Origin of the sequence: Streptomyces sp. RPA4-2, assembly GCF_012273515.2 — a bacterium.
Lineage (GTDB): Bacteria > Actinomycetota > Actinomycetes > Streptomycetales > Streptomycetaceae > Streptomyces > Streptomyces kaempferi.
Map to the genome: position 1 here is coordinate 9,628,596 of NZ_CP050975.2, position 19,631 is coordinate 9,648,226.

Genomic DNA, 19,631 nt, shown 5'->3' on the forward strand with positions numbered 1-19,631 from the left:
CCTTGAGAACGGCGACCGGTAGCGGGGCGGGCTCCCTCGCGGCGTCGCGCGGCGTCCGTCAGGACCTCTGCGCCGCGGGCCGACCCGCCCAAGCCTGTTCCAGCGCCCGGGTGAACCCCTCGGGCGACTGGACGCCGCTGACGCCGTAACGCCGGTCCAGGACGAAGAAGGGCACTCCGCCGGCGCCCAGCTCGGCGGCCAGGCGCTCGTCGGCTCGTACCTCTTCGGCGTACGCGTCCGGGTCGCCGAGCACCTCCCGAGCTTCCGTTCCGCTCAGCCCGACCGCGACGGCCAGGTCCACCAGGGTCTCCGTGTCATAGATCGAACGCTCTTCCGCGAAGTTCACCTGGAAGGCGAGATCCGTCAGCTCGTCCTGCACGCCGCGAGTCCTGGCGAAATGGAGGAGCCGGTGCACGTCGAAGGTGTTTCCGAAGACCCTCCCTCCGACGCGGAATTCCAGTCCTACGGATCTCGCCATGTCCGCGGCCTGCTCCTCTCGGGCGACCTGTTGCTCGCGCGTGCGCCCGTACTGGGCAGCGACCGCCTCGATGATCGGCACGGCACCGTTCTCGGCCTGTGGATTGAGCTCGTACGACCGGTGCACCACTTCCACCTGATCGCGGTGCGTGAAGGCGGCGAGCCCTTGGCCGAAACGGGCACGGCCGACGTAGCACCAAGGGCAGGCGATATCGGTCCAGATCTCGACACGCATGGGTGGGATCTCCTGTCTGCGTGGGGCGCGCCGACGCGGAGAACGATCGTCCGGGGCGCGCGTGGCCCGCCTGATCCGGATGGTCACGCCCGAAGCGCGGCGGCTTGGTGTAACGGTCAACCAAACAGTAGACGACCGATCGTCTACTAGCAACCGGCACGGCATGGCGGAGGGGTGTACGGGGGAGGCGTGAGCGTGGTCGTCCACGGCTCCGGCTGTTCCCGCCGGACCGCCTGGCCGGACCGTTCTCATCCGGCCGGGCGTCCCGGCGTCGTGCGAGGAGCAGACGTGCCAGGCGTTGCTCAGCCCAGTGCGAACTTCTGGGCGGTGGATCCGTTGCAGTCCCAGACGCGTAGGCGGGTGCCGTTGGCGGTGGCGCCGTCGGGGGAGTCGAGGCAGCGGCCCGACTGCGGGTTGAGGAGCGAGCCGTCGGCCTGTTGCTGCCAGATCTGACCACCGGCTCCGTTGCAGTCCCAGAGCTCGACCTGGGTGCCGTTGGCGGTGCCGTTGCCGATGATGTCGAGGCAGCGGCCGATGGTGCCGAGGGAGCCGCCCGCGTTGTGCGTCCAGTGCTGGTCCTCGGCGTAGGACTGGCAGTTCCACAGGCCGACGGCGGCGCCGTTCACGCCGGTGTCGTCCGCGCTGACGTCGACGCACTGGCCGCCCGGACCGGTGATGGTGCCCTGCGGGCCGTTCGGGACGTTGGTCTGGCCCGAGTAGCCGACGGAGACGATGTTCGCCTGCACGGCGTTCTCGGCAGCGTCGGTGGGATATCCGGCGACCATGACGCCCTCGAAGAAGGTGCCCATGTTCCAGTTGCTGTTGTCGCCGCCCGTGCCCAGGATGATGCCGCCCTCCTGCTGCATCGGCCGGTAGCCGCCCCGGGAGGGCAGGGCGCCGTCCCACCATGTCGTCAGGCCGCCGGACTGGGAGTTGCCTCCCTTCAGGGCGTAGGTGGTCTGACCGTTGTTCTTGAGGACAGCCGTCACGTACGTGCTGTTGTTGCCCTTGTTCGCGGTGTTGGAGCCGTTGTCGCCCTGGAACATCCCGTTCTCCAGGTCGGCCTCGACCCACGGTCCGGAGCCGCTGCAGGGCGCGAAGTAGCAGGTGGTGGCGATGGACACGGCGTCCATGTGCCCGTTGCCCGTGTCGGCGGGTGTGGACTCCGCGTTGCCGTAGTCGAAGCAGCAGGCGGAGCCGACGTGAGTGCCGCTGGCGACCATGTAGGCGCCTTCGGGCTGCCCGCCCACGGCGACACCGGACGCGGCGCCGTGCGAGCGGTAGCCGACGCCGGGGGAGATCCAGATCCCGTACACCTTGTGGCCGCCCGCCGTGACCGACAGCTCACTGGCGTCCGCGCCCCGGTCGGCGCCCATTCCGGCCGTCCCCGCGGGGCCGGGGAAGAGGTCGTTGTGGCGGGAGGTCTGGTCGTACACCTTCGAGATGCTGCACGTGGTGTTCGCGCAGAAGGTGTCCTGCCGGCCCGCGTCGGCGTAGCCGCCGGCCGACAGTGGTCCGATGTCGGTGCTCGCGCCGTCGGAGGCGCGGGTGACCTGGTAGAGCGGTCCGTTGTACGCCGAGAACAGCGCGCGGGTGGTGCTGTGGGCGGCGACGCACGGGGTGCCGGCGCCGGCGTAGATGTCGCAGGGCTGTGATCCCGCCGCCTGGGCGACGCCGGGGAGGCCGACCAGGGCGGTGACCAGCAGACCGATGGCGGCGGCGACGGACAGCAGGGCCTGTGCGAGTCGGCGCGCCGGCCCGGCCGGGTGCGGGGAGTGGAGACGCGACGAGGCAGATCTTCTTCTGCGCATATGTGCTCCCAAGGGGGGTGGAGCTACAACTCGCCCTTCGGACAGCCGAGTTCGCGCTGTCTGGCGACTGCGTCGGAAGCTACGCGCGCTGGTCGATAGCGTCAACATTTGTCGCTTTTCTTTTTGCCTGGCCGTTTGTCGTGTCTGAACGTGTTGCTTTGCGGCGATCACCGCAAGGGGGACCTGGAGGCCCCGAACGAGCGAGGGGGGAGACCGCGATGTCCGGCCTCACCCGGAGACGGACGGGCCGGACGTCATCGGGCGGGGTTGTTCACGTCGCGCTGGTGGCGCCGGCGTGGAAGTAACCGTGCTGCTGGGTCGAAGCTGCCCAGGATGCGCGCCCGCACCTCGGGGCTCGCCGGATCCTGCTGACTCTGGTCTTCCACGTGCACTCCTTCGGCGGGTTCCGTGGACGTCAGGGTGTCGGGACGGTGGGTGAGGCGGATCCATCAGTGGTGATCGGTGGACACCGGCGGGCCGGACGTTCCACCAGCGGCCACCCGCCGACGGCGATCATTCAGTGGCCACCCGCCGACGCCGATCATCCAGCGGCCACCCGCCGACGGCGATCATCATGGCACCGGAGGCGCGCTGCCGGCCCGGTCGGCCGAGCAGTTGACCAGCTCCGAGGCGACCCCTTCGCGGCATCATCGACGGCCGCAGGGGTACCTGCGTGCCATGCCGTCCCCGTGCCAGGAAGTGAGATCGCCATGAGTGAACGTCGCGTGGAAGCCCCTGGGAACAGCGGGGGACCGTCGTCGAAGCCGATACCGAGGGACCTGCCCGATCAGCAGGCCACCTCCGACGAGGACCCCTGGGACGTCGTCGGCGACCCGGCGCGGGCCGCCGCCGACGACGAGCAGCCCGATCCGGAGATTCCCGACACGGACGAGGCGGGCACCGGCCGGAGGGGCGCGCCGCACTCCGGCAGCCGACACCCGGCGCAGCCCGTGCCCGACGAACCGCCGGCCTGACCGCTCCGCGCGCGGCGGGAGTCCGGGCGGACGCAGCCGCCACGGGGTCTTCGCGGCCGACGGCGCTTGCGCCGAGGACCCGCATCGCGCCGTCGAACCTCAGCAGAAAGGAGTGTGACCCCGATGGTCACTGTGTCCCTCACCGGAGCGTCCAAGGAGGACGCGGCCACCGTCTTCGACGTCCTGCGGACGGCGTTCCCCATCGACCGGCCCTCGGACGCCGTGCCCCAGGAGCAGCCCGGGGACCATCCTGCCGTGTGGACCGCCGAGTTCGTGCCGACGCAGGAGCGCATACCCACCGGGCCGACCCCCCTGGAGGGCTCGCTCACCGCCACGCTGCAGGGCGGCTACGTCGCCGTGGACCAGGTCGGTGAAGCCCTGAGGGCCGCGTTCGCCGTACACGAGGAGGGCACGGCGTCCGGAGACCAGGAGAAGGAGGTCGACCTGCGCCTCGGGACGAAGCGGTCGTGACCCGGAGGCCGCGTACCACGGCTCCGCGCCCGCCTGTGCGGCGCGCGCCGTCCACGCTGCCCAGGGAGGTCACGCCTCCTGGATGGTGGTCAGGTCGGCGAGTCCCGAGAACGTCAGGACGGGCGTGAGCAGCGGGGCGGTGATGAGTTCGATGCGGTCCGCGTGGGCGAACAGGACGCTCAGCCCGGCGCTGTCGAGATAGTCGATCCCGGTGAGGTCGATGACGACGCGCCCCGGCAGGTTCTCCAGCGCGGAGGCGAGCGCGTCGGTGTTGCTCATGTCGATCTCACCGGTGGCTTTGAGGAACGCGGTTCCGTCCGGCCGGTGCCCTGGGGTGAGGGTGAGGGGTGTGATCATCAGGAGATCCTCGTGTGCATGTCGACGGTGGTGCCCACTGGGCCAGGGGTGATGGTGACCTGCTGCATCATCGCTCGCATCAGGGCCACTCCACGGCCGCGGTGCGCGTTGGCTTCGGGCTGCGGGGTCTTCCAGCGTCCGGTGTCGGCGACGGTCAGCCGCAGGTTGCCCACGAGGGCTTCGGCGCGCAACCGCACGGTCTGTCCCGGGGCGTGACGGTGACCGTGCTCAATGGCATTGGCACAGGCTTCCCCCGCGGCGACCAGCACTCTCTGCGCGGTGTGGGGCGGGAGGTCGCACTTGGCCAGCCAGGTGCGCAAGGCCTTGCGCACGGGGGCGAGTTGCTCCGACTCGGCCGGGAACGTCAACTCCAGGGGAGCGGGGTGACGGTAGAGCAGGAGAGCCACGTCGTCGTCGTAGCCGTTCGCCGGGGCGAGGCGTGTCATGACCTCGGTGGCCAGCTCGTCGACCGCGGTCTCCCGGCCGTCCTGGACGGCTTCTCCCGCCTGGTCGATGCCGGCGGTCAGCGGGCGCCGACGGCGTTCGACGAGGCCGTCGGTGTACAGCAGCAGGGTGGCACGGGCGGGCACGGTGCATTCGGCCTGCGGCCGCTGGGCGCCGGGGCGTACGGCGAGCGGAGCGTACCGGCCGCCGTCGAGGAGCTGGGTGGTGCCGTCGGGGTGCGCCAGGATGCCGGGGGGATGCCCGGCGCTCGAGTAGGTGAGGTGACCGGTCTCCGGGTCCAGCACTCCGCAGAAGACGGTGGTGCACAGGGCGCCCTGTACGCCGGCCGCGAAGTGGTCAAGCGCCATCAGCGTCCGGCCGGGATCCGAGTCCTGGAGGAGCAGGGCCCGGCAGGCGCTGCGCAGTTGTCCCATCACGGTGGCGGCTTCCAGACCACGGCCCACACAGTCGCCGACCACGATTCCGATCCGGCCGTTGGGCAGGGCGATGGTGTCGTACCAGTCGCCTCCGACCTCCAGGGGGCGGGCGGCGGGCTCGTAACGAACGGCGAAGCCCTCGGGCAGCTTGGACGGGCCGAGGATGGCCCTTTGCAGAGCCAGAGCGGTTTCCCGCTGCTGATCGATCTGGTGGGCGCGGGCGAGGCTCTGGGAGAGGTGCCCGCCGAGCAGTGACAGCAGGAGTTGGTCCTGGTCCGTGAACGGCCGGTGCTGATGCAGATCGAGCCAGATGACCAGCGGACCGTCAGGGTGTTCCAGGGTGATCCCGGCACCGGTGGCGTTCGCGAGCGGAGTCAGCGTCGGGCCGTCGCGCAGCGCGGTCAGCGCCGCCCGCCGGGACTCGTCCAGTGTGTTCCAGGTCAAGGGCGTGTCCGAGCCGGTCAGTCGCGGTCCCTGATCCGCGGAGAACACGACGCCGACGACGCGCTCGGCGCGCCACAGGGCCTCGAACTCCTCCAGGGCTCCCGACAGAGCCTGAGGAAGGCTGGTGGCCTGGGAAAGGCGCATGCTCAGAGCGGCCAGAGCGGTCTCCCGCTGGATGGCGTAGTGCTCCGCGGTGACGTCCCGGAAGGTCCCCACGGTGACGGTGCGTCCGGTGTCCGGGTCCTGCGCCTGGTTGAAGGAGGCACTCGCCCACAGCCGGTGTCCGTCGCGGTGCGTGACGGGGATGGTGTAGCTGCCCCGGTCCTTGGCCAGCAGACCGGAGAAGGCCTCGGCGACCTGCCGGTGGGCGTCCGCGTCCGCCTCGGCGTCCGGCCACCAGGGGTGGACGGGAGCGTAGGGCAGACCCTCGGGCCCGTAGCCGAGGATGTCGCTGAACGCGGTGTTGATCTCGATGACCGCGCCGTGCTCGTCGCAGACGAAGAACGCCTCCTGCAGGGAGTCGACGAGTGCGGTGCGCCAGCGGGCGTGGTGGTTGCGCAGCCGCGAGAGGTCCAGGTTGCCGCGCACCCGGGCTAGCAGTTCGGCGGCGGCGAAGGGTTTGACGAGATAGTCGTCGGCGCCTGCCTGCAGTCCCTCGATGGAGGCTTCCTCACCCGCGCGGGCGGACAGCAGCAGGACGGGGACGGCGGCGGTGCGCGCTTCGGCGCGCAGCGCCGTGACCAGGGCGAGTCCGTCCATGCGGGGCATCATCACGTCGCTGACGACGAGATCCGGCGGCTGCGCGCGTACGGCCTCCAGAGCCTCCACACCGTCGGTGACCGTGGCCACGTCGTATCCGGCTCCGGTCAGCAGCCTGGTGAGGTACTCGCGCATGTCGGCGTTGTCGTCGGCGACCAGAACCCTGGCGGCCGCGTCCGCTCCGGCCGAGGACGTGACGGCAGACGGCTCCTTGACGTCCTGGGGGACCGTGTCCGCCCGCTCTCCGGGCAGCCAGCGCAGGGCTTCCTCGACAAAGGGGGCGGCCGCGGCGGGTATCGCGTCCCGTTGCGTGCCGGAGACCAGGCTGTCGGGCGGCAGGTGCGCGGTGCCGAAGGGCAGCCGAATGGTGAAGCGGGTGCCCTCGTCCTCGGCGCTGGACGCGGTGATCGTGCCTCCGTGCAGGGTGATGAGTTCCTGCACGAGGGCGAGACCGATGCCGCTGCCCTCGTCGGAGCGGGAGCGGGCGTTCTCGATGCGGTGGAAACGTTCGAACAGGCGCGGCATCTCGTGGGCCGGGACACCGATGCCGGTGTCCGTGACGGTCACCACCGCCTCACGGCCGTCGCCGCGCAGCCCCACCTCGATGGAACCGCTGAAGGTGAACTTCAGGGCATTGCTCAGGAGGTTGAGGATCACCTTCTCCCACAGCGCGCGGTCGACGTACACCGGGTTGCCGAGCCTCGGGCAGTCGACCGTGAAGGTCAGCCCGGCCTTCTCGACGGCCGAGCGGAAGACGCTGGAGAGTTCGGCCGTCAGCGAGCCCAGATCCACCGGCTCGTACTGGGCCTGCATCCGGCCGGCCTCGATACGCGAGAAGTCCAGCAGACTGTTGACCAACTTGCCGAGCCGCAGCCCGTTGCGGTGGATGACCTCCAGTTCCTCCCGCACCTGTGGGTCCGACTCGGCCAGCCTGCCGCGCAGTTCCTGCACCGGGCCCATGATCAGGGTGAGCGGGGTGCGGAACTCGTGGCTGATGTTGGAGAAGAACGTGGTCTTGGCCCGGTCCAGCTCCGTGAGTACCTCCGCGCGCCGCTGCTGTGCCTGGTAGCTGCGCGCGCTGGCGATACCCGCCGCGATGTGACCCGCGGCCAGCTCGACGAAGCCCCGGTAACCGCCGTCCAGCGGCCGGTAGCGGTTCAGCGCCGCCACGAGGAATCCGTACGGAGCGCTGCCGGGCTGCAACAGCGGCACCACCAGGGCCTGCGTCGGGGGTTCCTGCCAGCTTCCGGCCGGCAGGGCTGTGGACGGGACGGTATCGAGATCCATCAGCACCGCCTGGCCCTGGAGCAACTCGGCGACGGGCCACACCGGCTGAGCGTCGTCGGCGGACAGTGTCCGCGGAGCCACGGGATCGCCCGCGCGCACTCCGGTCGAGGCCGCCAGCCGGGCGGACCCGTCCTCCTGGAAGAGGTACGTCAGGGTGAAGGGAAGATCCTGCGGATTGTGCTCCAGCTGCCGGCCGGCGAAGGCCAGCATCTCCTGCTCGGTACGCACCACGCTGGGATCGGATCCGAGATCGCGCAGCGTGGCCATCCGCCGCTCACCGATGACCCGCTCCGTGTCCTCGCTGACCACGCACAGCATGCCGACCACGCGGCCGTCGTCATTGTGCAGGGGGCTGTAGGAGAAGGTGTGGTAGGACTCCTCGGGGAAGCCCGAGCGCTCCACGAACAGCAGCAGCGCCTCGTCCCAGGTCGCCCCGGCTCGTGGTCATCACCGTGTCGATCCGCGGGCCGATGTCCGGCCAGATCTCCGCCCACACCTCGCGCGCCGACCGCCCCAGGGCCCACGGGTACTTCCCGCCCAGCGTGTCACTCCGGTAGGCGGCGTTGCAGAAGAACGTCAGTTCCGGGCCCCACGCCATCCACATGGGGAAACGTGACGACAGGAGAATGCTCACCGCCGTCTGCAGGCTCTGCGGCCAGCCGGACGGTGGTCCGAGCGGCGTCGCCTCCCAGTCCACCAAGGCGAGATCACGACCGACCTCGCTGTCGGCGGCGAAGACATCGATCCCCGCCGTCCGTCGTGCCTCACGCCCGGGCTTCTCGGTGCCCACTCGACATCCCCTCGTTCCTGTCTGCCGACACCGTCATGCGCGGTAGCACGTCCGAAGAACCCTCACGACCGCGCCGCCCTCGCCCCGTTCGCCTGCTCGGAGTCCCCTGGAAGTCGCCGCCACGGCCGTGGTGCGGTGGCGCAATCCGTAGGATAGGACAGCCACTCTCACCATGGGCGTGGGGGACGAACAGGAGCCGGCGGTGGCTGTGCAGGACGACGCCCATTCTCCTCGAGCGATGACCTCACTGATGGGCAAAGCCCGGTGCCCGGACGTCACACAGCGCTATGGCGGCCTGGACGCGGCCGCCGTCGACAGCATCCTCAGGCGGGTCGCCTCGCTGGCCGCCGCCCTCTTCGACGCGCCCGTGGCAACGGTAGCGGTCACCGGCACCGACGGTGCGTGGTTTCGGACGACGCACGGATCGGACCGGGTGGCCGGACCCGGCTTCGCCCCGGAGCTGTGGGGCCGCGCGCTCCTGCCCGACCACTCCGGCACAGCCGGTGACACGTCCACCCGTGCCCGTACGGTGATCGGCCGGCCGATCCACAGTGAGCTGGGCATACGGTTCTGCGTCGCCGCACCCGTGGTCACCGCGGGCGGCGAGCGACTGGGCACCATCCAGGTACTGGACACCCGGCCCAGGAGGGCCACCGACCGGCAGATGAGCGCTCTCGAGGACCTGTCCACCCTGCTGGTGGACGAACTCGAACTGCGGCTGTCGGTGAGCGGGACCGTCGCGACCGAGCGCCGCATGCGCAAGGACGCCGAACGCCTGGCCCGCACCCTCCAGCGCACATTGCTCCCGCCCGCCCTGCCGGAGGTTCCCGGGCTCGGTGTCGCCGCCTCGTACCACAACGCCTCGGCGGACGAGGTCGGAGGAGACTTCTACGACCTCTTCCCCCTCAATGACGGACGCTGGGGCTTCTTCCTGGGGGACGTGTGCGGAAAGGGCGCCGAGGCCGCGGCCCTGACATCGCTGGCCCGCTACACGCTGCGTGCCGCGGCCATATACGACCCCGATCCGTGCGCGGTACTGGCGAATCTCGACACCGTCCTCAAGGGCGAGTACCAAGGCGATGACCCCCGTTACTGCACCGCCGTCTTCGGAGTCCTCCAGCCCGAGGGGGGCGGGTCCTTCGCCGTCACGCTGGCTGGGGGAGGCCACCCTCCGGCCCTCGCCCTGCGCGCGGACGGGGCCGTCCATCCCGTCTCCACCAAGGGGGGCCAGCTCATCGGCCTGCTTCCCGACCCGCACTTCGTGACGGCCAGCCTGCGACTCGCCGCCGGCGAGACGCTGCTGCTGTACACGGACGGCCTGACCGAGGCACGCACCGAGACGAGGGCGATGCTCGGCGAAGCCGGACTGATCGCCCACCTCTCCGCGATTCGCCCCCGGGGCTCGGGTGCGCTGCTGACCGCCATCGACGAACTTCTCGGCGGCCTCGGCGCGGGTGTCACCGACGACACCGCTCTGTTGGCCCTCTCCGTCCCGTCTCCCCGCAACGAACCGACCGCCCAGGAGCTCCAGTGACACAGCGCATCCTTACCGCCGCCTCGAAGGCACACTCCTCCGGTGTCACCGTGCTCACGGCGACCGGTGAACTCGACTACCACACCGCCACGGAACTGCGCGCGGCGGTGGACGACGCCGCCTTCACGGCCGACGGCACGGTGATCGACCTGAGCGGGCTCACCTACTGCGACTCCACGGGCCTCACCGTCCTGGTCACGGCGTACCAGCGGGCCCAGGCCGCCGGATCGCCCCTCGCCCTGGCCGGACTCAGCGCGGATCTCACCCACGTGTTCGAGATCGTCGGACTCGACCAGCTCTTCACCCTCTCCCCGACCATCGAGGAAGCCATCAAGTCGCTGCGCCGCTGACGCTCCGCCCGGCGCCCCGACCGTGCTTCCGGTCCGCGGCGCAGCGCTGGAACATCGCTGGGACGATGCTCGAGAACCCGGCTGTCGACTCGCGCACCGAACGGACGGTCAGCTGTCCAGGGCCTGTTCGACGGTGGGACGGCAGGCGATGACGGCGTCGAGGCCGACGAGTTGGATGACGCGCAGGACGGGTCCCTGAGCGCAGGCGATGCGCAGCCACCCGTTGGCGTCATCGGCGGCCTGGTGGGCGGAGACGAGGACGTTGATTCCGCTGGAGTCCATGAAGGTCACGGCGCTGAGGTCCAGCACGGTGCGGGGCGGGTCCTGGCCCTCGGCCGGCAGCACGATGCCGCGAAGGGCGTCCGTGACGTCGTGGTCGATCTCGCCGCCCAGCGTCACGACACGGATTCCGTTCGCCGTGTGTTCTTCGACGGACAGCCGGTCCGGCCTGTCCGTTCCCTGGGTGCTGGTCACTGTCTCCCTCGTTCGCGCTCAAGGTCTGCCCGGTCCGCCGCGTGGAGATTGTGCCCCAACGCCTGGGACGGATGCAGCTGAACGGCTGTGTCGAAGAGCACGTTGTGATTACGTGATTGAGTGACGGGTACACGAGGGCTGTAACAGACGGGGAACGAGGGAGTCGGGATGGGAGCCCAGACCGGCGATGAGCACGGTGTGGGGCATGGCACCCCGATACAGGCGAGTTACGCCTTGGGTGACGACGACGGCAGTATCGCCTACGCCCGCCATCTCGCCGTGGCCTTTCTGGAGCAGGCGCGTACCGCGCACGGTCTGACCGTGTCCGCCCGTGTCCTGGATCTGACGCAGCTGGTCGTGAGCGAGTTGGTCACCAACGCCCGCAAGTACGCGCCGGGTCCGACGCTGATGCACCTTCGGATCGCCGACGACATCGTGGACGTAGCCGTCTGGGACAGCGATCCCACCGTTCCCAGCGCCCGGACCGCCGACCCCGGCAGGATCGGCCAGCACGGTCTGGAAATCGTCAAGGCCGTGGCCTGGCACCTCGAGGTCGAACGGGAAGCGGTCGGCAAGCGCGTCACCGCCCGGCTGCCGCTGGCCGACACACCGCGGAGCGGTGTCACCGCGCTCCGCCTGCCGTGACGGAACGTCAAGCGGCCTTCTGACCCCCGGGACCGGCCGCGCCCACCTGGCTCGACCGGACTGCCACCGCGCCGTCGGACGAGAGGTGGGGCCGGCCGGAGGGTCTCCGGCCGGCCCCCGCTCGTGGGGTGGTGCGGTGGGGTCAGGCGCGGCGGTGGTTCTGGTAGTAGGTGCCGACCTGCTCGTGGTAGCCGGCGTCGCCGATGTGCTTGTCCTTGTCGAACTCGGGGGAGTCCTTGATCTGGTCCTTGGTGAGGGCGACGTAGATCTTCTGTTCGGCCTGGTCGATCGTGGTCACGGTGCCGGCGGGCAGCAGGACGTGCTTGCCGAAGATCCATACGCCGGTGTCGACGACGAGGTAGGAGGAGTGGACGTCGTCGGAGTGCTTGTCGACCTTGCCGATGCTGCCGTCGGTGGCCTCGACCTTGTAGCCGATCAGGTCGGTGCCCGCGGCGTGGCCGGTGGTCGGCTGGTAGCCCCAGATGTTGTCGCTCATAAAACGGCTCCTTCTTCGATATTTTTCGCTTCCCCGCCGTCAGAAAATGCGGGGTTGTACAGGCGCCATCGAATTCGGTGACGTTTTCTCGGAACGCCGGGTGCCCTGCGCTCGGGGTGCTACACATCGAATTTTCCAGCACGTCCGGATGTGGCGGGATCGATGTTTTCCCTGTGGAAACTTTCCGGGTTTGGGGGCGGCGTACCGGGTGAGACGGAGGGGGAATCATTTCTCGAATACGACAGGGTGTGAGTGGTTGTGGCTGCGGACGAGAAGGCTCAGGCCAAGGGCGAGCAGGCCAAGGGCAAGGTCAAGAAGGTCGTCGGTGGTGCGGTGGGCAACGAGTCCCTGCGGGCCGAGGGGCGCGCCGAGGAGTCCAAGGGTGACCTGCGCGCGGCCAAGGAGAAGGCCAAGGACGCCGTCAAGCCCAAGTAGCACCACGGCAGGTTCGTGTACCGACGTCTCTGATCCCGGCAGCCCGTCTCCCCTTTCGGACTGCCGGGATCAGTGACGTCCCGGCACGTCGATCGTTCCGGCACGTCGATCGTCCAGGCACCGGAAATCGCGCGCCTCGTATCAACAGTCCGAAGCGAGAGACGGAGCGAAGATACGAAGTCCCGCCGGCCGATGACACCGCCTGGCTGCCGGACCTCACCAGCGTGGACGGCATCGACCGTGCGCGTGATGCCGTCCAAACCGGCTCGGGTCCTGGACGAAAATGGGAACGGGAGCGACGCGCCTGTCGCAGGAGCATGCCCAGGACGTCGTACCCGGCTCGGCCGCCGAAACGTTGGCCGACGCATCGAACCCGGGGCCGCGTGAGGCGCTCGTTCGCCCGAAGGCCGTTCCCTCCCGGCGTCGTGTCCGCGCGCCTCGGTGAACCGGCGGTGGGCCCTGGTCTTCCGTGGCGCTCGCCGCGCCATCGAGAACCCACGGGGGGCGTGTCCTGCGGCGCTCCGGGGCTCCGCAGTCGTGCAACGTTCATCTAATTCTCGCGGTGACACCTTGTCGCACTCGTCAGTGATCGCATATATCTGATCGTCCGTATGACGAAGAACACGGATGCTTCTGGAGAGATACACATATGAACGGCACCGTCGACGGCTTCAGCTACGGGATCGTCACGCCCGTGGCCGCCTATGTCATGGCCTGCCTGGGTGCCGCGTTGGGGCTGCGCTGTGTGGCCCGGACCCTGCATTACGCCCAGGGACGCAAGCCCGCCTGGCTGGCCCTGGGCGCCGCCTGCCTGGGCTGCGGTATCTGGACCATGCACTTCATCGGGATGATCGGCTTCCAGGTCGAGCAGACGGCCATCACCTACAACGTGCCCTTGACGGTGCTGAGTCTGGTGGTCGCGATCGTCGTGGTCAGCGTCGGCGTGTTCATCGTCGGCTACCGGGGTGCCGCACCCGTACCGTTGGCCGCCGCAGGTGTGGTGACAGGCCTGGGAGTTGCGGCCATGCACTACCTGGGGATGGCCGCCATGCACCTCGACGGCGAACTGCACTACAACGTGCCCGTCGTCGTACTGTCCGTCCTGATCGCCGTCGGGGCCGCGACCGCCGCTCTGTGGGCCGCCGCCACGATCCGCGGCTCCCTGCCCTCCTTCGGCGCCAGCCTGATCATGGGCGTCGCCGTCTCCGGCATGCACTACACCGGCATGGCGGCGGTGAGCGTCCACGTCCACACCGGCGCCGGACACACGTCGAACGGGCACACCCCCACCTCACTGCTGTTGCCCATGCTCATCGGCCCCGTGGTCTTCCTCCTCGTGGCGGCGGTCATCGTCATGTTCGACCCGGTACTCATCCTCGGCGACGGCGACTGGAGCCGCGGCGATCGTGTGCGCCGGCCGGTGCGGCCCGCGCCCGTGGAGCCGAGCGCGTTCGAGCCGCGTTCCGGGGATCCGTCCCGTCCGCAGTCGCACCGGCGTTGACGGACCCATGCGCGATCCGGTGATGACGGGCGGCGCTCGGCGGCGTAAACCGTATCGGCGCCGCGCGTGCCATCGTCCACCGGCCTGATCCCCAAGTGCCGTGACGCCGAACGGTGTTGCCGCGGGCCGACCGGACGCCCATGCGGGGGTCGCCCATCAGGACTGCCGTCGGTCGGCGAACGGTGCTCCGGGTGCGCGGAGATGAAGGTGAACACAACCTGACCTGATCCGGAGCGAAACGCTCCTGATGGTCATCTGCTTCCTCCGGCGCGGAAACCTGCGATCCGCCGAGACGGTGTGCGGTGGCTGTGCGCACCGGTGTCCACCGGTCCGCACGTTCGTAAGGAAAAACTCAATGACACTTCGCGCAAAGAGACCTGCGGGACCCGGCATACGCCGTACCGCGGTCGCAACCGCGGTGGCGCTGGCGTTCGCCGGTGCCGTGACCGGTGTGGGAACCGCTTTCGGTTCCACCGCCGACGTGGCCTCGCACGGCCACCCGGTCGACCGGAACTGGCTCCCGGACACGCCGGAGAACTGGCCGCTGGTGGTGGACTACACCCGTACACCGGCCGAGACCGTCACCCGCGGTCTGCAGCACTACGGCGAGACCTACGACACCGTGGGCGGCCGCCAGCACATCCAGGTGCTCAAGGCCGACCTGTCCGACCCGAACCTCCGGGTCGGCGTGGTCGAGGCCGGCGACACCGTCACCGACCCGCAGGACGAGACCCCGTCGTCCATGGCCCACCGCACCCACGCGGTGGCCGGCGTCAACGGCGACTACTTCGAGATCCACGCCAGCGGACGCCCGCTCGGTGGCGTCGTCTCCGACGGGCACATGCTCAAGAGCCCCAAGCCGGGCTTCGCGTCCCAGTTGGGCGTCAAGCCCGACGGCACCATGGTGATGGGCCCGGAGACCTTCTCCGGGACGATCACCGCCGGCTCCGCGACCCGCCCGCTCACGTCGGTGAACACCGTGAACGACGCGGCGTCCGGCGGCGTCACCGAAGTCACCCCCGACCTCGGCGAGACCCCGGGCCTGCCCCAGCCCTCCACGCTGGTCCTCGGCCACACCACCACCGGCGGCTTCGTCGTCGACAGCGTGCGGACCGGTGTCACCACCGTGCCGCGGCTGACCTCCGATCAGCTCGGTCTGCTCGGCGCCGGGAACGGCGGACAGTGGCTGGGCGACAGCCTGCACACGGGTGACGCGGTGGGCATCGCGGCCCAACTCTCCCCCGATAACGATGTCACCCAGCTGGTCAGCGGCGTCGACACGTTGGTGAAGGACGGCAAGGTCTACAACGACCCGACGGGCACCCCGCCGAGCGGCGCCAACCCGGAGACCGCGGTCGGCATCACCAAGGACGGCAAGCACACCGTCGTCGTCGCCATCGACGGCCACGGCGGCGCCGATTCGGCGTTCGGTGTGACGCCCGAGCAGGCCGCGGGCTACATGGTCGCCCACGGCGCCTGGACCGCCATGCTCTTCGACGGCGGCGGCTCCACCGGCATGGTCAGCCGCGCCCCCGGCTCCGATCGGGCCGAGGTCGTCAACACCCCCTCCGACCAGCCCGGCAACACCGAGCGCCCGGTCGCGAACGGCATCTTCTTCTACACCACCGCCAAGGAAGCCGGAGACGCCGTCAAGGTCGTGGTGAACGGTGGCGAGACGGTCACCACCGTCGCCGGCGGCGCCATCCCGGTTCCGGTGCACGCGCTGGACCGGTTCTCCAACCCGGCGGCGGGCGGGGTCAAGGTCCGGATCGAGCCCTCGTCCCTCGCCGCCTACGAGGACGGCAAGCTGACTCCGCGTCGCACCGGCAGGGGCCGGATCGTCGCCTCCGACGGCCGGGTCACGACCTCCGAGAAGCTCGAGGTCGTCAGCAAACTGCAGTCCCTGACGGTCTCTCCCGACCAGGCCGACCTCGACAACGGCGCCACCCAGCAGCTCTCCCTGTCCGGCACCGTCAAGGGCGGGGACGCGGTACGGATCCCCGCCGAGGCCGCCACCTGGAAGGTCACCCCGGACAACCTGGGAACCGTCGACGCGCACGGCCTGTTCACCTCGGACACCGAGCACGGCGGTCTCGCCGAGGTCAGCGCCACGGTGGCCGGCACCACCACGACCACGTCGATCGCGGTCGGCCGGGTCACCCAGGTCGTCGACCCGATGACCAGCACGGACGTCTGGCGGCTCAGCAACAACACCACCGGCAAGCCGGCCACGCTGAGCGCGGACCCGGGCGTCGTCCCGCCGGAGTCCACCGAGTCCGGTTCGCTGCGCCTCGACTACACGATGCCGGCCGGCGCGGGCGTCAAGCAGCTCGTGCTGGCGCCGAAGGTCACGCTGAAGACCGACACCCACGACGGTCAGGTCCCCACCGGCATCGGTGTGTGGATCAAGGGCGGCGGCCCCGACGGCCTCCAGCTCGCCGAGAAGTACATCAACGTCGACGGCACGGCCAACACCCCCCTGTATCTGACCGGCGTCACGTCCGACGGCTGGCGACTGGCGGTCGCCCAGCTGCCGGCGGGCATGAAGTTCCCGCTGACCGTCAGCTACCTCGACTTCCTGGCGATCAGCCCCAGCACCACGTACACCGGTTCGCTGAACGTCGCCGGGCTGCAGGCGCTGTACTCGCCGCGACCGGTCGTCGAGCCCGAGTACAGGGCGATCCCGAAGAACCCGTCGTGGCTCAAGTTCGAAGAGGACTCCGCCCGGTTCGCCAAGCGTGGCGCGACCCTGCTCACCGGTGACGACGCTCACCTGCTCGCGAGCGACCCCGGTTCCGTGAGCAGCAACGTGATGGACTCCATCGCCAAGAGGCTGCCCACCCTCTCCCCGCAGGCCCGGCCGGACGCCGCCCAGTTCCTCGGCGACATGTCCGACGACGGCAAGCCGGCGGACCTTCAGTTCGCCAAGTCCAAGATGGACGCCCTCGGTGTCCCCGAGCGCGACATCGTCGGCAACCACGAGATCACCCAGGGCGCCGACGCAGAGAACGGCAACTACAGCGACACCTTCGGCGACACCCACTACGGCTACTCCCAGGGTGCGGCGCGGATGATCGTCACCGACAACTCGCACGGCAGCCTGCAGTCCTCGGACCCGTTCCAGGACCCGGAGGGCGAACAGTACCCGTGGCTGGTCCAGCAGTTGACGGACGCCACCGCCAAGGACGTCCTGGTCATCACGCACATGCCGGCGTACGACCCACACCCTGCCGCGAACAGCCAGTTCACGGACCGGTGGGAGGCGCGGATGTACCTGAGGCTGGTGCAGCGCTTCCAGGAGACGCACCCGAAGCAGCACGTGATCATGATGTACGGTCACGCCCGCGGCTTCTCCGAGCAGATCCTCGACCCCGAGGGGCGCAGCGTGACGACCGCCGAGGGCGGCATCCCGCAGTTCGCCTTCGCGGACCTCGGCATGCCCGCCTATGCCCCGGCCGACCAGGGTGGCATCTACCACTTCGGCCTGGTCCGGATCGGTGACGACGGCGACCTGCAGTACTCGGTCGAGCCCGCCCTCGCGTCGATCACCGTCAAGGGCCCCAAGGACCCGCTCGCCGAGGGTGACCACATCACCCTGACCGCGACCGGGGACCAGATCGCCGGCGACAACATCGCACCGCTCACCATCCCGATCGCGGACCCGGCGTCCCACGTCTGGAACTCCAGCAACCCGAAGGTGGCGTCGGTGGATCCCTCCACCGGAGCCCTGATCGCCCACCGCCACGGCACCGTCACCGTCTCGGTGACCTCCGGTGGCGTCACGGGCAGCGCCCAGGTCATCGTCCGGTGACCTGATCCATCACGGGATGCGGGGCATCGCCCGTGCGGCCCGTGGTCATGAGTGCGGGGAAGGAGCGTCGACTCCTTCCCCGCACGACTTTCCCAACGCAGGCCGTGCGCACCGGTGTTCGCCGCGAACCACCGCCGGCCGCGTCCGAACCGGCAACGGCGCTGCCGGAGACGCCGGGCCGCCCCACCCGGATCCGGCGTCTTTCGCGGACGGGTACAACCATCCGAACGCGTCGCGGGTCACACCAGACAGGAGCAACCAACTCCAACAACTACAAGGGGGAAATATGCGATTCAACCGATCCGTCATGACTGGTGCCGTTTTGGCGGCCCTGTCGGTCGGGGCTGCGACCGCGATGACGGCACCCGCCTCCGCCGCGGCCAACACCACACCGCAGAAGGTCTGCGGAAGCAGCTACCGGACCGTCAACTCGGCCCCTGTCGGATCGCTGGGCACCGTCTACCTCACGTACAACGCCTCGAACGGCAGGAACTGCGTCGCGACCATCCGCAGCACCCCGGGCGCGCTCAAGGACATGTCGGCATGGATCTACGTCGGCGCCACCGACGAGGGGGCCCAGGACTACGGGCGGTACACGTCGTACGCCGGCCCGGCCTCCGTCTACGGCAAGGCGTACTGCGTCGACTGGGGCGGCAACATCGCCAACGTGTACGTGCAGGTCACCGGATCCAACTGCAGCGCCCTCAAGGAGCACCGGGTCACCACGACCCGCTGACCCGCTCCTTTCGCCCGGCCACCACGTTCGGCATGCCGCTGTCACCCGCAGCCCGACGCGCAGGACACACGAGCTGACGGTCATCCGGTGACGACGTGCGTGCGGCGGGCCGTTCGGTAACCCGCAGTGATTCAGCTCGCCTTGGCGGAGCCGGCGCGGTTTCGTCAGGGCGAGCTCCGGTGTCCCCGGTGGTGGTCCGTGGCCGGGCGGCGGCCAACGGCGGCCCCGCTGGTCAGGGGGTCGGTTCGGGGGGCTCGGTGAGATGGATCGTGCCGCCCGGGTCGGTGCAGTCGTGGGCTCCGGAGGTGAGGGTGGTGCAGGCCTTGGCGTCGGAAGGCGTGTCGGCGGCGACCATCGGGCTGTACACGTCGGTGTCGTAGTGCACCCTGTCGTGGCGGCGCGCGCCGCTCACGGCGACGACTTCGGCGATGTCGCCGGTCCTTCCCCAACTGATGCGGGCCCAGGCCGCCTTGCAGGCGTCGCTGTACCGCAGTTCCACGTAGACGCCGTGTGTCCTGCCCAAGGCCGCCGTCCAGGCGTCGGCGCAGTGTGCCTGCTTGGGGTCCTTGCCGGTACAACTGTCCTCGAAGCAGGTGGTGTCGAGCGGCGCGGTGCCGGATGTGCCACCGGCGGCGAGCCGGTTCGGACGGTCCGGCGAGTGCGCAGTGGGGCCGTTGTCCGAGACTGCCCGGAGCCCGACGAGGACGGCGCCGGCCGCGACGAGTACGGCCGCGGCAGCTGCGGTCCGGCGGCGCGTGGACCAGACGGACATCGCGGCCCTGCGGATCCGTGCGCCGCGTGGTGCGGCGGCCGTGCCGGTGCCGGTGCCGGTGCCGTTGGCAGTGGCCGCCGGTTCGGGCCGCCGGGCCTTGGGCCCTGCCGTCTCCCGGCAACTCCAACTCTGTTCGGCCAGATACCACAGTGCGGTCAGGCGGTCGGGGTCGGCGCCCACGATCAGGACCAGGGACTCGATGGCCTGCCTCGGCGGCAGCGTCTTGCCGTTGAGATAGCGCTCCCAGGAGGACTTGCTGTGCAGGGTGCGGTCCGCGAGCGCCACGAGACTGAGGCCGCTGCGGTCCTTGAGGCGTCGCAGCTGTTCGACGAGGTTGCGTGTGTCCAGGTCGAGTTCGTCCGGTAACGGCTTCCAGTCGGCCATGCCCATC

General features: G+C 69.9%; 16 protein-coding genes and 1 pseudogene. 9 read left to right on the forward strand and 8 right to left on the reverse strand.

The window, feature by feature from the left end; all coding sequences use genetic code 11:
* Positions 1-58: 58 nt before the first annotated feature.
* From HEP85_RS42525 to HEP85_RS42535, 3 genes are all read right to left on the reverse strand, one after another.
* Complete coding sequence (locus HEP85_RS42525; RefSeq protein WP_168532789.1) at positions 59-712, reverse strand: DsbA family oxidoreductase; 654 nt, start codon at positions 710-712, stop codon at positions 59-61.
* 302 nt (positions 713-1,014) lie between these two features.
* Entirely contained in the window at positions 1,015-2,523 is a 1,509-nt protein-coding gene (locus HEP85_RS42530) for an arabinofuranosidase catalytic domain-containing protein (protein WP_369658084.1), read from the reverse strand.
* 254 nt (positions 2,524-2,777) lie between these two features.
* Entirely contained in the window at positions 2,778-2,909 is a 132-nt protein-coding gene (locus tag HEP85_RS42535; RefSeq protein ID WP_282189892.1) for a hypothetical protein, read from the reverse strand.
* A 324-nt stretch (positions 2,910-3,233) separates the two neighbouring features.
* On the opposite strand from HEP85_RS42535, the gene HEP85_RS42540 reads away from it, so the two are divergent.
* Together HEP85_RS42540 and HEP85_RS42545 are read left to right on the forward strand one after the other, a co-directional pair.
* Positions 3,234-3,497: a hypothetical protein gene (locus HEP85_RS42540; RefSeq protein ID WP_168532793.1), complete on the forward strand. Its 264-nt coding sequence runs from the start codon at positions 3,234-3,236 to the stop codon at positions 3,495-3,497.
* Between the two features lie 123 nt (positions 3,498-3,620).
* Complete coding sequence (locus HEP85_RS42545; protein ID WP_168532795.1) at positions 3,621-3,968, forward strand: hypothetical protein; 348 nt, start codon at positions 3,621-3,623, stop codon at positions 3,966-3,968.
* Positions 3,969-4,037: 69 nt separating this feature from the next.
* On the opposite strand, the gene HEP85_RS42550 is transcribed toward HEP85_RS42545, so the two are convergent.
* Together HEP85_RS42550 and HEP85_RS42555 are read right to left on the reverse strand one after the other, a co-directional pair.
* Positions 4,038-4,325 carry an STAS domain-containing protein gene (locus tag HEP85_RS42550; RefSeq protein ID WP_168532797.1) on the reverse strand — a complete coding sequence of 96 codons (288 nt, stop codon included), beginning with the start codon at positions 4,323-4,325 and terminating at the stop codon, positions 4,038-4,040.
* A pseudogene (locus HEP85_RS42555) lies at positions 4,325-8,300 on the reverse strand (SpoIIE family protein phosphatase). The gene HEP85_RS42550 and the pseudogene HEP85_RS42555 overlap by 1 nt, the downstream one beginning before the upstream one ends.
* 424 nt (positions 8,301-8,724) lie before the next feature.
* On the opposite strand from HEP85_RS42555, the gene HEP85_RS42560 reads away from it, so the two are divergent.
* Both HEP85_RS42560 and HEP85_RS42565 read left to right on the forward strand, forming a co-directional pair.
* The gene (locus HEP85_RS42560) at positions 8,725-10,020 is read left to right on the forward strand and encodes a PP2C family protein-serine/threonine phosphatase (protein ID WP_168532799.1); all 1,296 of its coding nucleotides are present in this window, start codon (positions 8,725-8,727) and stop codon (positions 10,018-10,020) included.
* Positions 10,017-10,370 carry an STAS domain-containing protein gene (locus HEP85_RS42565; protein WP_168532801.1) on the forward strand — a complete coding sequence of 118 codons (354 nt, stop codon included), beginning with the start codon at positions 10,017-10,019 and terminating at the stop codon, positions 10,368-10,370. The genes HEP85_RS42560 and HEP85_RS42565 overlap by 4 nt, the downstream gene beginning before the upstream one ends.
* Before the next feature lie 108 nt (positions 10,371-10,478).
* Here HEP85_RS42565 and HEP85_RS42570 read toward each other — a convergent pair whose 3' ends face one another.
* Positions 10,479-10,844, reverse strand: a complete 366-nt coding sequence (locus tag HEP85_RS42570; protein ID WP_168532803.1) for an STAS domain-containing protein — start codon at positions 10,842-10,844, stop codon at positions 10,479-10,481.
* A 168-nt stretch (positions 10,845-11,012) separates the two neighbouring features.
* Here HEP85_RS42570 and HEP85_RS42575 point away from each other — a divergent pair, with 168 nt between their 5' ends.
* The gene (locus tag HEP85_RS42575; RefSeq protein WP_168532805.1) at positions 11,013-11,489 is read left to right on the forward strand and encodes an ATP-binding protein; all 477 of its coding nucleotides are present in this window, start codon (positions 11,013-11,015) and stop codon (positions 11,487-11,489) included.
* 142 nt (positions 11,490-11,631) lie between these two features.
* Here the strand turns inward: HEP85_RS42575 and HEP85_RS42580 are convergent, their stop codons facing one another.
* Positions 11,632-11,985 carry a PRC-barrel domain-containing protein gene (locus HEP85_RS42580; RefSeq protein WP_168532807.1) on the reverse strand — a complete coding sequence of 118 codons (354 nt, stop codon included), beginning with the start codon at positions 11,983-11,985 and terminating at the stop codon, positions 11,632-11,634.
* Between the two features lie 258 nt (positions 11,986-12,243).
* Between HEP85_RS42580 and HEP85_RS42585 the strand changes: the two genes are divergently transcribed.
* The 4 genes from HEP85_RS42585 to HEP85_RS42600 all read left to right on the forward strand — a co-directional run bounded on the left by HEP85_RS42585 (position 12,244) and on the right by HEP85_RS42600 (position 18,468).
* On the forward strand, positions 12,244-12,420 hold the full coding sequence (locus HEP85_RS42585) for a CsbD family protein (protein ID WP_168532809.1): 177 nt from the start codon (positions 12,244-12,246) through the stop codon (positions 12,418-12,420).
* A 649-nt stretch (positions 12,421-13,069) separates the two neighbouring features.
* Positions 13,070-13,921 (forward strand): MHYT domain-containing protein, encoded by an 852-nt coding sequence (locus HEP85_RS42590; protein WP_168532811.1) that lies wholly within the window; start codon positions 13,070-13,072, stop codon positions 13,919-13,921.
* A 355-nt stretch (positions 13,922-14,276) separates the two neighbouring features.
* Positions 14,277-17,732: a phosphodiester glycosidase family protein gene (locus HEP85_RS42595; protein ID WP_168532813.1), complete on the forward strand. Its 3,456-nt coding sequence runs from the start codon at positions 14,277-14,279 to the stop codon at positions 17,730-17,732.
* Between the two features lie 286 nt (positions 17,733-18,018).
* Positions 18,019-18,468, forward strand: coding sequence for a spore-associated protein (locus HEP85_RS42600; protein WP_168532815.1), 450 nt, complete (start codon positions 18,019-18,021; stop codon positions 18,466-18,468).
* A gap of 232 nt (positions 18,469-18,700) precedes the next feature.
* Here HEP85_RS42600 and HEP85_RS42605 read toward each other — a convergent pair whose 3' ends face one another.
* The gene (locus HEP85_RS42605) at positions 18,701-19,624 is read right to left on the reverse strand and encodes an XRE family transcriptional regulator (protein WP_168532817.1); all 924 of its coding nucleotides are present in this window, start codon (positions 19,622-19,624) and stop codon (positions 18,701-18,703) included.
* Between the last annotated feature and the right edge of the window lie 7 nt (positions 19,625-19,631).